This window comes from Streptomyces sp. NPDC058646 (assembly GCF_042716875.1).
Taxonomy (GTDB): Bacteria; Actinomycetota; Actinomycetes; order Streptomycetales; family Streptomycetaceae; genus Streptomyces.
On the sequence record NZ_JBHXRK010000002.1, the window covers coordinates 129,700 to 144,028 of the forward strand.

At 73.0% G+C, this 14,329-nt stretch carries 12 protein-coding genes; 4 read left to right on the forward strand and 8 right to left on the reverse strand.

Annotated features, from left to right (window positions below; all coding sequences use genetic code 11):
• Positions 1-7 precede the first annotated feature (7 nt).
• Genes ACFWUZ_RS04100 through ACFWUZ_RS04115 form a run of 4 tightly spaced genes read right to left on the reverse strand, consistent with a single transcriptional unit; the run spans position 8 to position 3,003 of the window.
• The gene (locus tag ACFWUZ_RS04100) at positions 8-628 is read right to left on the reverse strand and encodes an ATP/GTP-binding protein (protein ID WP_384366679.1); all 621 of its coding nucleotides are present in this window, start codon (positions 626-628) and stop codon (positions 8-10) included.
• A complete protein-coding gene (locus ACFWUZ_RS04105; protein ID WP_384366682.1) occupies positions 609-968 on the reverse strand; it encodes a DUF742 domain-containing protein in 360 nt (119 codons plus the stop codon). Before ACFWUZ_RS04105 ends, ACFWUZ_RS04100 begins: the two co-directional genes overlap by 20 nt.
• Positions 965-1,372: a roadblock/LC7 domain-containing protein gene (locus tag ACFWUZ_RS04110; RefSeq protein ID WP_384366685.1), complete on the reverse strand. Its 408-nt coding sequence runs from the start codon at positions 1,370-1,372 to the stop codon at positions 965-967. The genes ACFWUZ_RS04105 and ACFWUZ_RS04110 overlap by 4 nt, the downstream gene beginning before the upstream one ends.
• Positions 1,369-3,003, reverse strand: a complete 1,635-nt coding sequence (locus ACFWUZ_RS04115) for an ATP-binding protein (protein WP_384366688.1) — start codon at positions 3,001-3,003, stop codon at positions 1,369-1,371. Before ACFWUZ_RS04115 ends, ACFWUZ_RS04110 begins: the two co-directional genes overlap by 4 nt.
• Positions 3,004-3,433: 430 nt before the next feature.
• On the opposite strand from ACFWUZ_RS04115, the gene ACFWUZ_RS04120 reads away from it, so the two are divergent.
• The 4 genes from ACFWUZ_RS04120 to ACFWUZ_RS04135 all read left to right on the forward strand — a co-directional run bounded on the left by ACFWUZ_RS04120 (position 3,434) and on the right by ACFWUZ_RS04135 (position 8,368).
• A complete protein-coding gene (locus ACFWUZ_RS04120) occupies positions 3,434-4,708 on the forward strand; it encodes a ricin-type beta-trefoil lectin domain protein (RefSeq protein ID WP_384366691.1) in 1,275 nt (424 codons plus the stop codon).
• 170 nt (positions 4,709-4,878) lie between these two features.
• A complete protein-coding gene (locus ACFWUZ_RS04125; RefSeq protein WP_384366694.1) occupies positions 4,879-5,787 on the forward strand; it encodes a PP2C family protein-serine/threonine phosphatase in 909 nt (302 codons plus the stop codon).
• Positions 5,788-5,856: 69 nt separating this feature from the next.
• On the forward strand, positions 5,857-6,861 hold the full coding sequence (locus ACFWUZ_RS04130; protein WP_384366697.1) for an MASE1 domain-containing protein: 1,005 nt from the start codon (positions 5,857-5,859) through the stop codon (positions 6,859-6,861).
• A 292-nt stretch (positions 6,862-7,153) separates the two neighbouring features.
• A complete protein-coding gene (locus ACFWUZ_RS04135) occupies positions 7,154-8,368 on the forward strand; it encodes a S8 family serine peptidase (RefSeq protein WP_384366700.1) in 1,215 nt (404 codons plus the stop codon).
• A 144-nt stretch (positions 8,369-8,512) separates the two neighbouring features.
• On the opposite strand, the gene ACFWUZ_RS04140 is transcribed toward ACFWUZ_RS04135, so the two are convergent.
• The 4 genes from ACFWUZ_RS04140 to ACFWUZ_RS04155 are packed head-to-tail and all read right to left on the reverse strand — an operon-like array spanning position 8,513 to position 14,321.
• Positions 8,513-9,499, reverse strand: coding sequence for an ABC transporter substrate-binding protein (locus ACFWUZ_RS04140; protein WP_384366703.1), 987 nt, complete (start codon positions 9,497-9,499; stop codon positions 8,513-8,515).
• A 1-nt stretch (position 9,500) separates the two neighbouring features.
• Entirely contained in the window at positions 9,501-11,579 is a 2,079-nt protein-coding gene (locus ACFWUZ_RS04145; RefSeq protein WP_384366706.1) for an ABC transporter permease subunit, read from the reverse strand.
• Positions 11,580-11,625: 46 nt separating this feature from the next.
• Positions 11,626-12,717 (reverse strand): glycine betaine/L-proline ABC transporter ATP-binding protein, encoded by a 1,092-nt coding sequence (locus ACFWUZ_RS04150; RefSeq protein WP_384366709.1) that lies wholly within the window; start codon positions 12,715-12,717, stop codon positions 11,626-11,628.
• The gene (locus tag ACFWUZ_RS04155; RefSeq protein WP_384366712.1) at positions 12,714-14,321 is read right to left on the reverse strand and encodes a GMC family oxidoreductase; all 1,608 of its coding nucleotides are present in this window, start codon (positions 14,319-14,321) and stop codon (positions 12,714-12,716) included. Before ACFWUZ_RS04155 ends, ACFWUZ_RS04150 begins: the two co-directional genes overlap by 4 nt.
• Positions 14,322-14,329 lie beyond the last annotated feature (8 nt).

Genomic DNA, 14,329 nt, shown 5'->3' on the forward strand with positions numbered 1-14,329 from the left:
GGACCGGTCACGAAGCCTCCGGGGTCACGGCGAGGGAATGCAGGTAGCGCATCAGCGTCATCAGGACGTCACGGCTGGAGTCGCGTCGCCGGGCGTCGCACAGGACCAGTGGCACGGAGTCGGGCAGGTCCAGGGCGCCGCGCAGTTCCTCCACGGGATAACCGGGGGCCTCGGGGAAGGAGTTGACGGCGACCACGAAGGGCACCCCGCGCTCCTCCAGCCGGCCGATCACGTCGAAGCTGACCTCCAGCCGGCGGGTGTCCACCAGGACCACGGCCCCCAGTGCACCCTCGAACAGGCCGTGCCACAGGAACCAGAAGCGCTGCTGCCCCGGCGTACCGAAGAGGTAGAGCACCAGCTCCTCGTTGAGGGTGATCCGGCCGAAGTCCATGGCCACGGTGGTGGAACTCTTGCGCTCCACCCCCGCCGTGTCGTCGACGCCGACCCCGGCCTGGGTCATCGTCTCCTCGGTGGTCAGCGGCCGGATCTCGCTCACCGAGCCGACCAGGGTCGTCTTGCCGACCCCGAAGCCGCCCACGATCACGACCTTGACCGCGGCGGCGGCCGTGGCCGGCAATACGTCCTCGCGCCGCGGCCCCGCGGGAGGATCAGAGCTTTCGAAGTCCATCGATCACTGCCTCAATCAATGCCAGGTCCGGGAGTTGGGCGAGGGCGACCGGTGCCCGGGAGAGCACCTGGTCGGCGGCGAGGAGGTCACCGAGGAGTACGGTGACCACGCTCACCGGCAGGGCGAGATACGCGGAGATCTCCGCCACCGAGAGCGGCGACTGGCACATGCGCATGATCGCCGCGTGCTCCGGCTGCATCCCGGGCCTGGGCCCCGACCTGGCGATGATCAGCGTCACCAGGTCGAGGGTGGTGGTGGTTAACGGTCCGCTGCGGCCGCCCGTGATGACGTACAGGCGTTCGGGAATGCCGTCCTCCCAGCGGGGGCCGGGGTCGCTCACGCGGTCTGTCCGTCGCGGCGCGGCGGGCTGCTGAGGTGCTCTCCGATCCGCGCCACCAGGTCCCGCATCCGCTGGCCCATCAGTCCGGCGTCGACGCCCTCGTCGGCCAGCACCGCGAGGAAGGCGCCGGCGCCCGCCGCCATCAGGTAGAAGAAGCCGCCGTCCATCTCGATCACGACCAGCCGCATCCGGCCCCGGCTGTTGGGCAGTTCGGAGGCGACCGCGCCCGCCAGGCTCTGGAGTCCGGCGCAGGCGGCGGCGAGCCGGTCGGCCGTGTCGGTCTCCGCGCCGTACTGGGCCATGCGCAGGCCGTCGGCGGAGAGCACGATCACGTGGCGGGTCTGCGGAACGCTCTCGGCCAGGTCCTTGAGCATCCAGTCCATATTGGTCTGCAGCTGACTCATGGCTGTTCCCCCTTGCTCGCCGAGGCCGGCGAGGCGTCACTGTTCTGGCTTGCTCCGGTCCGCCCCGGACCGGTCTGACTGTCCCCGGAGAGACCGCTCTGGAAGGCGGCCAGCCACATCCCTGGCTCCACCCGGGGTTCGGGCTCGGCGTCCGCGCGGGCCACGGCGGCCGCGTGGGCCGGCTCGGCGGCGGCCGGCTGGGCCGGGACCGTGGCCCGGGCCTTGCGGCGCCGCTGCGGCAGGCCGTTGGTGGTCCGCTCGGTCACGGCCGGGACGTCGTCGGCGTCGGCGTACGCGCCGAGGCCGACACCGGCAGCCGGTGTCGGCGGGCCGGTGACCGGGCGGGGGACCCGCGGGTCGACGACGCCTGCCACCGGCTGGGCCACCGACGGGACCGGGGTGCGGGCGGCGCGCGGCCCGGCCGCCGGTTCCACGGCCGCCCGGGGTCCGGACGAGGTGCCGATGCCGTGGGCCACGCCCGTCGCGGAGGAGACGGTGGTGATCAGGTCCTGCGGGATGACGAGCACGGCACGCACGCCTCCGTACGCCGACGAGCGCAGCGAGACCTGCAGGCCGTACGCCTGCGAGAGCCGGCCGACCACGGCGAGGCCCAGTCGCGGGGTCTCGCCCAGGTCCGTGAGGTCGATGCCCTGCTGTGCCTGGCGGAGCATGCGCTCGGCCCGCGTGCGGGCCTCCTCGCTCATGCTGAGGCCGCCGTCCTCGATCTCGACCGCGATGCCGGAGTTCACGTCGACGGCGGTCAGGTGCACCTTCGTCTGCGGCGGGGAGTAGCGGGTCGCGTTGTCGAGCAGCTCGGCCAGTGCGTGGATGAGCGGTTCGACGGCCGGGCCGACGACGGCGACCTGGGAGACCGAGTGCAGCTCCACGCGCTGGTAGTCGATGATCCGGGACATCGCACCGCGCAGCACGCTGTACAGCGGCACGGCCTTGCTCCACTGACGGCCGGGCCGCGCACCGCCGAGTACGGCGATGGAGTCGGCGAGCCGGCCGATGAGCGCGGTGCCGTGGTCGAGCCGGAGCAGGTCGCCGAAGACGGCCGGGGTCTGGCCGTGCCGGTCCTCCATCTCCCGCAGCTCCGTGGCCTGCTGGTGCACGATGGCCTGGACCCGGCGGGCGATGTTCACGAAGGCGCGCTGCGCCGAGTCGCGCAGGTCCTCCTCGGCTACCACGGCCTCCAGTACGGAGCGCAGGACCGCCTGGTGCGCCGCGATGAACTCGGGCGTCAGACCGGCCCGGTAGGAGCCGTGCTGTTCCAGTGAGGAGAGCACGTCCTCGGGGAACTCGCCCTTCCGCAGACGCGCCACGACATCCGGCAGCAGCGAATCGGCCAGCCGTACGGTCTCGGCCTGCTGCCGTGACAGCGCCGCCTCCTGCGCGGCGACCGTGGCCCGCAGTGCCGCCATCGCCTTGCCGCGCCGGGCGGCCTCGCCGCAGGAGAGCGTGACCGCGACGAAGGCCACGGCGCCGATGCACGCCACCGGGGTACGTGCGGGCGCCGACACCCACGCCACGGCCACCGCCGTGGCGACGGCGATCAGCAGCGCGGGAAGCGCCCAAGCGACGGGTGAGGCGGGCCCTGTACTGCCGGGCGACGATCCCTCTCGAACCATCAGAACCCTCAAACGATCGAAAGTGAAAGATCATTGGACAACAGCCCGGGATCTTATCGGTTCTGTGCAGGGGTCTTGACAGCAGGTCATGATGCGGACGGCGCCGTTGAGTTGGCGCCGTGAAACCTGTCCGAAAACAGCGGGCGGCGTAGGCCGGCGAGCGGCGTGGCGGAACGGGAACCCGTACGGGGAGGCCTGCCGGGCGTCCGGCCGGGGCCCCGGTGCGGGGCCGGCGCGCGGTGCAGTGCGGAGCGCGCCGGATTCGGCTGATTCCCGCCAGGTGCCGGGGCCGCCGTGCACGCAGGGAACCCGGCTCCGGTCCACGGATGAGGAACGCTCGGGGAGGTGGTCCAGACCAACCCCTTGACGGGGAATGGGTTCACTTCTTAAATCACGGAGTGAACTAAGCGCCCCCCACGGAAGGGGAGTCATGGACTCCGCCCGCTTACCCCGACGTCTGCTGCTGTCCCTCGCCTCGGTGCTCGCCCTCGCCTGCCTGGCCACCGGCCAGGCCCAGGGCGGTCCGGCGACCGCCGCTCCCGCTCCCGCGGCCCAGGCGGCCGCCGTCACCTTCTCCGACGATTTCGACGGGCCGGCGGGCTCAGCCGTCGATCCGGGGAAGTGGCAGACCGAGACCGGTGACAACGTCAACAACCACGAACGGCAGTACTACACCGCCGGCACCCGCAACGCCGCCCTCGACGGCCAGGGCAACCTGGTCGTCACCGCCCGCCGCGAGAACCCGGCCAACTACAACTGCTGGTACGGGCGGTGCGAGTACACCTCCGCGCGCCTGAACACGGCGGGCCGGTTCACCACGACGTACGGCCGCGTCGAGGCCCGGATGAAGGTCCCGCGCGGGCAGGGGATGTGGCCCGCGTTCTGGATGCTCGGCGACGACATCGGACAGGTCGGATGGCCCGCTTCGGGCGAGATCGACATCATGGAGAACGTGGGCTTCGAACCCTCCACGGTCCACGGCACCCTCCACGGGCCCGGCTACTCCGGCTCCGGCGGCATCGGCGCAGGCCACACCCTGCCCGGCGGTCAGGCCTTCGCCGACGCCTTCCACACCTTCGCCGTCGACTGGAGCCCCGGCGCGGTCACCTGGTCCGTCGACGGCGCCGTGTACCAGCGGCGCACCCCCGCCGACCTCGGCGGCCGCCAGTGGGTCTTCGACAAGCCGTTCTTCCTGATCCTCAACCTCGCGGTCGGCGGCTACTGGCCCGGGGACCCGGACGGCAGCACGGCCTTCCCCCAGCAGCTCCTCGTCGACTACGTCCGGGTCACCGCCGGCGGCGGTCAGCCGGGCGCGGGCGCGATCACCGGCCTGGGCGGGAAGTGCGTGGACGTCGCCGGGGCGGGCACCGCAGACGGCACGCCCGTACAGCTCTACGACTGCAACGGAACCGGGGCCCAGCAGTGGACCGTCGGCGCGGACGGAACGGTCCGCGCGCTCGGCAAGTGCCTGGACGTGGCGGCGGGAGGCACGGCCGACGGCACCCCGGTCCAGCTCTGGACCTGCAACGGGACCCCCGCCCAGCAGTGGGCGCTCCCCGCGGCCCGGGACGTGGTCAACCCGCAGGCGGACAAGTGCCTCGACGCCACGGGCGGCAGCTCCGCGAACGGGACGCGCCTGCAGATCTGGACCTGCACCGGAGCCCCCCGGCAGAAGTGGACGCCGCCGGCCGCCCGGACCTCCTGACCGGTCCGGCCCGCCCCGGCCGGCACCCCGCCGGCCGGGGCGCGGGCCGTCGCGGCGGCCGGCCGGTCACCCGTTCGGGGTGTGGTTCGCAGGTCGCGCAAATATGATGAACGGGGTTCTTGAGCCAGGGCCTGGAAGCTGACGTACCTCGAAGCATCTCGGAGCGCTGCATGACCCCCCATCGGTCCACGCGGTCGGCGAGCGCCGACGCCCTGCTGGCCCGGCTCGGGCGGCTCACGGAGCAGGCCAGGGAGGGCGCGGAGCTCCACCAGGCCCGGGTGGAGCTCGCCGAGGCGCTCCAGCGGGAGATCCTCCCGGCCTCCCTGCCCACCGTGCCGGGGCTGCGCACCGCCGCCCGGTACGCGCCCGCCCGGCACGGGCTGAGCGTGGGCGGGGACTGGTACGACGGCTTCCAGCTGCCCGGGGGTGCGCTGGGCTTCTCCATCGGCGACGTGGAGGGCCACGACGTCGAGGCGGCCGCCTTCATGGGGCAGGTCCGGATCGCCGTACGGGCCGTGGCCGCTGCCGCCGCCGATCCCGGGGAAGTGCTCAGCCGCGCCAACGACCTGCTGCTCTCCGTGGACTGCGACCTCTTCGCGACCTGCACGTTCGTCCGCTTCGACCCCGCGACCTGGGAGGTCCAGAGCGCCCGCGCGGGCCATGTGCCGGCCGTCTGGGCCACGCTCGACGGCCGGTACGGCGTCGTGGAGGACGAGGGCGGTCTGCCCCTGGGCATGCTGCCCGGCGTGCGCTATCCCGTGACCCGGCGCAGACTGGGCGCGGCCGGCTCCTTCGTCCTGCTCACCGACGGGGTCGTCGAAGGTCCGTCCTTCCCCATCGAGGCAGGACTCGCACGGGTGATCGAGACGGTCAGGGCGGGCGCGGGCGCGGACCCCGGCGAGCTGGCCGCCGAGGTGATGAAGGTCGCCGATTCCACCGGCCACGCGGACGACGCCGCGGTGCTCGTCCTGAGCCACGACGCTGCCGCGGACCGGACCGAAGGCGACCGGACCGAAGACGACTGCACGGGCCGCACCGACGGGGCCAAAGGAGCCGGTCCGGGTGACCGGACGGGGTGAGACGGCGGACGCCGCGCGGCCGTAGGGCGTGTCACACGCGGCCGAGGGCGCCGACTCCTGTCTGATGAAGTGATGCGCACCGAGGGCTTCCGACGTCTGTGCCTGGCTGTGCTCCGGATCCTCGCCGTGGCCGCCGCCTACTACGCGGGCGGACGGATCGGCCTGCTCCAGCAGGTGGCCGTCGACGGGGCGGTCGTCACCCCCCTGTGGCCGCCGACGGGCATCGCCCTCGCCTGTCTGCTCTGGCTGGGGCTGCGGGTCTGGCCGGGGATCGCCCTGGGTGCCTGCCTGGTGATCCAGTCACTCGGCTCCCTCGAACCCGTCGGCCTGGGCATCGTCGCGGGCAACACCCTCGCGCCCGTCTGCGCCTTCCTGCTGCTCCGCCGGGTCGGCTTCCGCTGCGGACTGGGCCGGCTCCGGGACGCCGTGGCCCTGGTCTTCCTGGGAGGCATGGTGCCCATGCTGATCAGTGCCACGGCCGGCGCCGGCCTCCTGCTGGCCACCGGCAGCATGCCGCACAGCGGGTTCTGGACCACGTGGTGGACGTGGTGGGCGGGCGACGCCATGGGCGTGCTCGTGGTCACGCCGCTGCTGCTGGTCCTGAGCAGGGCGCGCCTGCCCGAGGACACCTACCGGTGGGGCGAGGCCGTCGCCCTCGCCGTCACGGCCGTGCCCGTCACCGTCCTGGCGACCAGGAGCGGGATGGCGGTGCTCTTCCTCGTCTTCCCCGTCCTCATCTGGGCCGCTCTGCGCTTCCAGTTGGCGGGGAGCGCGCCGTGCATGCTGCTGGTGTCCGTCCTGGCGAACGCGGCGGCGATCGCGCGGGTGGGCCCCTTCGCCGACCTCAGCCTGACCCAGGGCATGGTCAACCTCCAGGCGCTCAACGGCAGCGCGGCGCTGACCTCGTTGCTGCTGTCGGCACTCGTCACGGAGCACCTCGACATCCGGATGCGGATCGAACAGGCCTGCCAGGACCTGGCCGAGGTGGTGGACCGGCTCACGTCGGCCCGGACGGCGCCGCGCTGGCCGTCGTCCGAAAACCCCCCGCACCGCCGGGACTTCGACACCCGCTGAACCCGCACCCGGGCGTCCGGTCGGCGGTTCGGCATGTCCGCGTTCGCGGACGCACATCGAGAAGTGCCGTACATGTGCAGAAGGTTCGGAGAGTGTGTCCGTTCCGAGGAGCCCGCGAGGAGGTCCCATTAAGAAACCTTGTTGAACAACGCTGAGGACCCGGGCGACCTTGAATCGCTCCCGTGAATCGGTCAGGGTTTCGAACCAACCCCCGGAGATCTTCCGGCTCCGAAGGGTTCGCGCGACAGCGCGTCTTGACGCCCCACACGTCAACACGAGGAGCACCCTCTTCATGTCAATGCACAGGCACGCACGTACCCGGTCCGGTCGGATCCGGCTCCTGGCGGTCTTCACGGGAGCCGCGACCGCCGTAGGCGCCGGCATCCTGTTCACTCCCTTCGCCGGTGCGACCACTCCGGCCGAGGGCACGGTGTACGGACTGGGCGCACCCGGCGCACTCAGCGGCAGCTACATCGTGATGCTGGACAAGTCCGCGGACAAGCAGGCCCTCGCCAAGAAGTACGGCGGCGAACTGCGGCGCGAGTACAGCTCCGCGGTCAACGGCTTCTCCGCGTCGGGGCTTTCGGAGGTGGACGCGAAGCGCCTGGCCGCCGACCCGACGGTGGACAAGGTCGTCCAGAACAAGAAGTTCACCCTCAGTACCACCCAGCAGAACCCGCCGTCCTGGGGCCTGGACCGCATCGACCAGACGGCGACGCCCGGCGACAAGAAGTACACGTACCCCGACGCGGGCGGCGAAGGTGTGACGGCCTACGTCATCGACACCGGAGTCCGGGTCACCCACAAGGACTTCGGAGGCCGCGCCCAGCACGGCTTCGACGCCGTGGACAACGACCAGAGCGCGGACGACGGCAACGGTCACGGCACGCACGTCGCCGGCACCATAGCGGGCGAGGCCCACGGGGTGGCGAAGAAGGCCAAGGTCGTCGCCGTCCGCGTGCTCGACGACAACGGCTCCGGAACCACCGAGCAGGTCGTCGCGGGCATCGACTGGGTGACGCAGAACCACAGCGGGCCCTCGGTCGCCAACATGAGCCTCGGCGGCGGCGCCGACGAGGCCCTGGACGAGGCGGTGCGCAGGGCCGTGGCCGGCGGCGTCACCTTCGCCGTCGCCGCGGGCAACGAGTCGAGCGACGCGGGACAGGGTTCGCCCTCGCGGGTCCGGGAGGCCATCACGGTGGCGTCCAGCGCCGCGGACGACTCCCAGTCCTCCTTCTCCAACTTCGGCTCCGTCGTGGACCTCTACGCACCCGGGTCGGACATCACCTCCGCCTGGAACGACAGCGACACGGGTACGAAGACCATCTCGGGCACGTCCATGGCGACCCCGCACGTCGTCGGAGCGGTGGCCCTCTACCTGGCCGGCAACAAAAACGCGTCACCGGCACAGGTCGCCGCGGCCCTGACCGCCGGGGCCACCTCGGGCAAGATCACCAACCCGAGCGCGGGAACCCCCAACAAGCTCCTGAAGGTGTCCGCCCCGTAGCGGTCCACCGGAGCAGGCCGGAGGCCGCCGCCCCCTCACGGGGGGCGGCGGCCTCCGGGCGTCCTCCCGGACACGGACGCCCCGGCGGGACGACCGGTGGCCGGCCCGCGGCGGGGACGCGTGCGGTCGAACCGGCGCGCCGGATCAGCGCAGCCAGGGCTCCCACACCGCGCGGTTGCCCTCCACCCACTTCTTCGCCGCCTGCTCCGGCGACAGCTTCTCCTCGGCGATCATCAGCGACACCTCGTTCTGCTCCTCCGTCGTCCAGCGGAACGCCTTCAGGAACGCGGCCGCCTTCCCGCCCGACTGCGCGAAGCGGGCGTTGAGGAACTTGCGCAGCGGGGTGTGCGGATAGGCGCAGGCGACCGCCTCCGGGTCGGCGTCGCAGCCCTCCGTGTACGCGGGCAGCTGCACCTCCGTCATCGGGACCCGCTCGAACAGCCACTGCGGCTTGTACCAGTACGTCAGGAAGGGCTTGCGCTCCTTCGCGAACTGCTTGATCTGGGTGATCTGCGCGGCCTCGGACCCGGCGAACACCACCTCGAAGTCCAGGCCCAGGTTCTTCACCAGCGCCTTGTCGTTCGTGATGTAGGAAGGGGAGCCGTCCAGCAGCTGCCCCTTGCCGCGGCTCTCGGGCGTGCGCAGCTGATCGGCGTACTTGTCGAGGTTCTTCCAGTCGGTGACGTCCGGGTGCGCCTCGGCGAAGTAGGTGGGGACGAACCAGCCGATGTGGCCGGTCACGCCCAGCTCGCCGCCGGGCTCGATGGTCCCCTTCTCCGCGACGTACCGCTTCTCCTGCTCGGGGTGCCCCCAGTCCTCCAGGATCGCGTCGACGCGGCCCTGGCTCAGGGCGTCCCAGGCGGGCACCTCGTCGACCTGGACGGTGTCCACCCGGTAGTCCAGTTCGTGCTCCAGCAGGTACGCGGCCACGGCGGCGTTGGCCTGGGCGCCGACCCAGGACTGCACGGAGAGCGTGACGGTCCGGGCGTCCTCGGCAGCCGCGTACGGGGAGGACTGGCGGGTCATGTCGGCGGCGCCGCAGCCGGTGACCAGGACGAGGCAGCCCACGGCGGCGGTCAGGGCGGTACGGGCACGGCGGCGCGGCGCGCGCCCCTGCTGTCGGTACGGCATGTCAGGCCTCCTTCGCGGGCTGGGTGACGCGGTCGAGCACCAGGCCCAGGCAGACGATCGCGGCGCCCGCCACCAGTCCGGTGGCCAGGTCGCCCTGGGCGAGGCCGAGGACGACCTCGTAGCCGAGCGCACCGCCGCCCACCAGACCGCCGATGATGACGACCGCCAGCACCAGGACCACGGCCTGGTTCACGGCCAGCAGCAGCGCGGGCCGGGCCAGCGGCAGCTGGACCTGCCACAGCTGCTGCGCGGGGGTGGCCCCGAGGGAGCGCGCCGATTCCAGCGCTGCGGGGTTCACCCCGCTCAGCCCCTGGACGGTGATGCGCACGACGGCGGGCAGCGCGTACACGACGGCGGCCGCCGCTGCGGGTGCCCGCCCGACGCCGAACAGGGCGACCACCGGGATGAGGTAGACGAACTGCGGCATGGTCTGGCACACGTCGAGCACCGGGCGCAGCAGCCGCTGGGCGCGGGCGCTGCGCGCGGCGCCCACGGCGATCGCGAAGCCGAGCACGAGGGTGACGGCGACGGCGGCGATCACCTGCGACAGGGTGTCGAGCGAGGGCTCCCAGACCCCGAGGACGCCGATGGCGGCCATGGCGAGGACCGCGGTCAGCGCACTGCGCCAGGTGCCCGAGAGCAGCCCGAGCGCGGCGACCAGCAGCAGCACCAGCCACCACGGCATGGCCGTGAGCCCGGTCCGCAGCGGGTCGAGGATCCAGCCGGTGAACCCGGCCGCCCACTGGGCGGTGCCGCCGACCACGGGCACGCCGGAGTGGAGGTGGTCGGTCATCCAGCCGACCGCGCGGTTGACCGGCTCCGCGATCTGCACGGTCCAGGACCCGGGCCACAGGGAGGTGCCCAGCATGCGGCCCGCGACCGCGACGGCGACCGCCGCGAGGACCGTGAGCAGGCGGCCGTACCAACCGGCGAACACCCGGCGCAGCAGGTGCTGCTCGCCCAGGTCGCCCCGGGCGGAGCCCAGGCGCCGGCCCGCCGCGTCGGAGGTGCGGTCCAGCACCACGGCCAGCAGCACGATGGGGATGCCCGCGGCGAGCGCGGCCCCCACGTCGACCGAGGCGAGGGCCTGGTAGACCCGGTCGCCGAGGCCGCCCGCGCCGATCACCGAGGCGATGACGGCCATCGACAGGGCCATCATCACGGCCTGGTTGACGCCCAGCAGCAGCCGGGGAAGGGCCAGCGGGAGCCGCGCGGTGAACAGCCGCTGCCGCCCGGTCGCACCGAGCGAGTCCACGGCCTCCATCACTCCGGCGTCGGCCTCCCGCAGCCCCAGTGCGGTGAGCCGGGCCATCGGCGGGGCCGCGTACACCACGGTGGCGAGGACGGCGGCGGGCACGCCGATGCCGAAGACCAGCACCATCGGGAGCAGGTACGCGAAGGCGGGCAGCACCTGCATGGTGTCCAGGACCGGGCGCAGCGCGCGGCCGGTCCGCGGGGAGAGCCCGGCGGCGAGACCGAGCAGCGCGCCGACCGCCACGGAGGCGGCCACGGCGACGGTCATCAGCGCCAGGGTCTGCATCGTCGGCACCCACATGCCGAGCAGCCCGCACGCGGCGAACGCTCCGGCGCAGGTCAGGGCGAGCCGGACGCCCGCGAGCCGCCAGGCCACCAGCCCGGCCAGCGCGGTGACCCCGGTCCAGCCGGCGGCGAGCAGCACCACGTACACGGCGCGGACGGACACCACCACGGCGTTGCTGACGTGGCCGAAGAAGTAGAGGAAGAGCGGATGGCCGTCGCGGTTGCCGATGATCCAGTCGCCGGCCCGGCCCAGCGGCCCGGACAGGTCGACGGCCAGGGCGGCCGGCCAGCCGCCGGCACCGGGGAAGAGGACCGCGAGCGGCAGCAGGGCCAGCGCGGCGACCGCGAGGGGCAGCAGGGCGCGTGACGCGCGGTGCGGGAGCAGGGACCGTCCCGGGCCGGCCGGCGCGGCGGCCGCACCGGACCGGTGGCGGACGGAGCGTCCGCCCGGACCCGGCCGCGCGCAGGACGCGGTCCGGGCCGGGCCGGCGGGCCGCCCGGGCTCGGCGGGCTCCCGTACGGACGTGGTGGTCGTGGTCATCCGCGCCACCTCCCCGCGCCGGGGGCGCGGACACGCGTACGGTCCCTCATGCGGCCACCTCCGGCGTGTACGGGGCGGGGAGGCCGGCGACGACGGCGAGCAGCCCCGCGTCGTCGACCACGCCGAGGCAGCGGCCGCCGTCGACGACCCGCGCGGGACCGCCGGTACGGGCGACCGCCTCGATGGCCTGGGAGACGGTCGTGCTGGGGGAGAGGGCGGGACCCCGGTCGGCCTCGCCCGGCGCCGCCGGACGCATCGCGCCGCGCACGGTGAGCACCTGCTCGCGCGGCACGTCGCGGACGAAGTCCCGGACGTAGTCGTCGGCGGGCGAGCCCACGATCTCCTCGGGGGTGCCGCACTGGACGATCCGGCCGTCGCGCATCAGCGCGATCCGGTCGCCCAGGCGGAGCGCCTCGGCCAGGTCGTGGGTGATGAAGACCATCGTGCGGCCTTCCTCGTGGTGGAGCCGCGCCACCTCTTCCTGCATCTCGCGCCGGATCAGCGGGTCGAGCGCGCTGAACGGCTCGTCGAACAGCAGCACCTCCGGATCGGCGGCGAGCGCGCGGGCGAGCCCGACACGCTGCTGCTGCCCGCCGGAGAGCTGGCCGGGCCTGCGGTTCTCCAGGCCGTCGAGGCCGACCTTGGCCACCATCTCGGCGGCCTTGGCACGCCGCTCCGCGCGGCTCATGCCCTGGATCTCCAGACCGTAGGCGACGTTGTCGAGGACGGTGCGGTGCGGCAGCAGGCCGAAGTGCTGGAAGACCATGGCGGCGCGGTGGCGGCGCAGGGAGCGCAGCCGCCCCGCGTCCATCGCGAGGACGTCCTCGCCGTCGATGGACAGTGATCCGGCGGTGGGCTCGATCAGCCGGGTCAGGCAGCGCACCAGCGTGGACTTGCCCGAGCCGGACAGGCCCATGACGACGAAGACCTCGCCCTTGCGGACGTCGAAGGCGACGTCGCGGACGGCCGCGGTGCAGCCGGTCCGTTCGCGCAGTTCGGCGGCGGTCAGTTCCGCGTCCGCGGAGCCGGGGACCTTCGCCGCCCGGGCCTCGGGGCCGAAGACCTTCCACAGCCCCCTGACGGAGAAGACGGGCGAGCCGTGGGCGTCCTCGCCGCCGTGCGTGTGCGGGGCGTTCACCGGGCCTCCCCTTCCGGCGCGTGGCCCAGCCCGTGGCCCACGTCCCCCGCGCGGTCCTGCCGCAGCAGCTCGGCCGCCTTCTCGCCGACCATGAGCACTCCGATCATCGGGTTGACCGCGGGCATGGTGGGGAAGACGGAGGCGTCGGCGATCCGGATGCCGTCGAGCCCGCGGACCTTCAGGTCCGGCCCCACCACGGCGCTCTCGTCGTCGAGGGCGCCCATCTTGCAGGTCCCGGCGGGGTGGTAGACGGTGTGGGCCACCGAACGGGCGTAGACGCTCAGCTCCTCGTCGCCGGTGATCTCCGGGCCCGGGCACACCTCGCGCCGCAGCCATCCCGCCAGCGGTTCGGCCGCGGCGATCTCGCGGGCCAGCTTGATGCCGTCCACCAGCGTCGTCGCGTCGTAGTCGTCCTCGTCCGTGAAGTAGCGGAAGTCGAGGGCGGGTTTGACCGCGGGGTCCGCGCTGGTCAGGTAGAGGCGGCCGCGGCTGCGCGGCTTGGGGATGTTGGGGGTCATCGAGACGCCGTGCGCGGGCCGTTCGTAGCCCAGCCGCTCCGGGTTGTCGGTGAAGGGGATCTGGTAGAAGTGGAACATCAGGTCGGGCCCGGCGGAGTCCGGGTCACGGCGGACGAACAGTCCCGCGTCGCTGTCCATCGCGGAGTTCTCCGGGATCGGCCCGTCCGTCTCCCAGACGATCACCGACTCGGGGTGGTCCAGCAGGTTCTCGCCGACTCCGGGCAGATCGTGGACCGGGGTGATGCCGAGGGCCTCCAGGTCCGCACGGGGACCGATGCCGGAGTGCAGCAGGAGCCGCGGGGTGTCGACGGCGCCCGCGCACACCAGCACCTCGCGGCGGGCGGTGATCAGCGACCGGGTGCCGTCCTGGGCCCGGACGTGCACGCCACGGGCCCGGGTGCCTTCCAGCTCCAGGCGGTACGCCCAGGTCTCCAGCAGCAGACGGAGGTTGGGCCGTTCGTCCATGACCGGGTGGAGGTACGCCACCGACGCCGAGGAGCGCTTGTTGGTCTCCGGATGGTAGGCGAGGTCGAAGAACCCGACGCCCTCGTGGAACGGCTTCCGGTTGAACCCCTCGATGCGGGGTATGCCCAGTGCACCCTGGGCGGCCTCCACGAAGTCGGCGGCGATGGCGTTGCGGTCCGCCTCCGCCACGGGCACGACGTTGTTCAGCAGCCGGTCGAAGTACGGCTCCATCGCGGCCGCGTGCCATCCCTCGGCCCCCGCGTCCGACCATTCGTCCCAGTCGGAGGGGAGCGGCCTGAAGGCGATGAGGGTGTTGTGCGAGGAACAGCCGCCGAGTACGCGGGCCCGGCTGTGCCGGATGTGCGAGTTGCCGCGGGGCTGCTCGGTGGTGGGGTAGTCGTAGTCGAGTTCCCCGCCGAGCAGGCCCATCCAGCGGCGCAGGGTCAGCACGTCGGGGCGGTCGACGTCGCTCGGCCCGCCCTCGATGACGGCGACGGTGACGTCCGGGTCCTCGGTGAGGCGCGAGGCGATCACGGAGCCGGCGGTGCCGCCGCCGACGACGACGTAGTCGTACTCCTCCTCGCGCTCGTGCCCGGGGTGCTGCGTGGTGCTCGTGGTCATCAATCTGC

Coding starts and splice junctions, on each gene's coding strand:
- ACFWUZ_RS04100 (WP_384366679.1), bottom strand. CDS start 628: ATGGACTTCGAAAGCTCTGATCCTCCCGCGGGGCCGCGGCGCGAGGAC.
- ACFWUZ_RS04110 (WP_384366685.1), bottom strand. CDS start 1,372: ATGAGTCAGCTGCAGACCAATATGGACTGGATGCTCAAGGACCTGGCC.
- ACFWUZ_RS04115 (WP_384366688.1), bottom strand. CDS start 3,003: ATGGTTCGAGAGGGATCGTCGCCCGGCAGTACAGGGCCCGCCTCACCC.
- ACFWUZ_RS04120 (WP_384366691.1), top strand. CDS start 3,434: ATGGACTCCGCCCGCTTACCCCGACGTCTGCTGCTGTCCCTCGCCTCG.
- ACFWUZ_RS04125 (WP_384366694.1), top strand. CDS start 4,879: ATGACCCCCCATCGGTCCACGCGGTCGGCGAGCGCCGACGCCCTGCTG.
- ACFWUZ_RS04135 (WP_384366700.1), top strand. CDS start 7,154: ATGTCAATGCACAGGCACGCACGTACCCGGTCCGGTCGGATCCGGCTC.
- ACFWUZ_RS04140 (WP_384366703.1), bottom strand. CDS start 9,499: ATGCCGTACCGACAGCAGGGGCGCGCGCCGCGCCGCCGTGCCCGTACC.
- ACFWUZ_RS04145 (WP_384366706.1), bottom strand. CDS start 11,579: ATGACCACGACCACCACGTCCGTACGGGAGCCCGCCGAGCCCGGGCGG.
- ACFWUZ_RS04155 (WP_384366712.1), bottom strand. CDS start 14,321: ATGACCACGAGCACCACGCAGCACCCCGGGCACGAGCGCGAGGAGGAG.